The sequence below is a fragment of the Burkholderia sp. SIMBA_051 genome (assembly GCF_046534915.1).
Taxonomy (GTDB): domain Bacteria; phylum Pseudomonadota; class Gammaproteobacteria; order Burkholderiales; family Burkholderiaceae; genus Burkholderia; species Burkholderia ambifaria.
The window spans coordinates 1-258 of record NZ_JAWRXS010000515.1 but is presented as its reverse complement, the minus strand read 5'-3'; the positions used below and the strand labels follow the sequence as shown (position 1 = coordinate 258).

General features: G+C 57.0%; 1 protein-coding gene. It reads right to left on the bottom strand.

Annotated features, from left to right (window positions below; all coding sequences use genetic code 11):
- The coding region (locus tag SB771_RS35525) for a hypothetical protein (RefSeq protein WP_410722107.1) at positions 1–212 on the bottom strand (212 nt) is incomplete at its 3' end.
- Between the last annotated feature and the right edge of the window lie 46 nt (positions 213–258).

Below are 258 nucleotides of genomic sequence, written 5' to 3'. Positions count from 1 at the left end.
CGATATAGCCGATCCCGAAATGCAATTAGAGCCGCTAGCTGGTTAGCGGCATTTGTGGTGTCAGCTTTGATAGCACCAAGGAGAGCTTCGTACTCGCTCGGCGCAACCAGCGTTGCTCGAAGAGCCCAGGTGGCAACGTCGTCGGGCTGGCACAAGTTCTCTTCAAGTGAGCCAAGCGTTCCGTTCGTCCGACGGCCGTTGGCGGTGTTCACGAAATCTAGACACGCGTTTCCGCCCACCAGACGTATGGTGTCGATC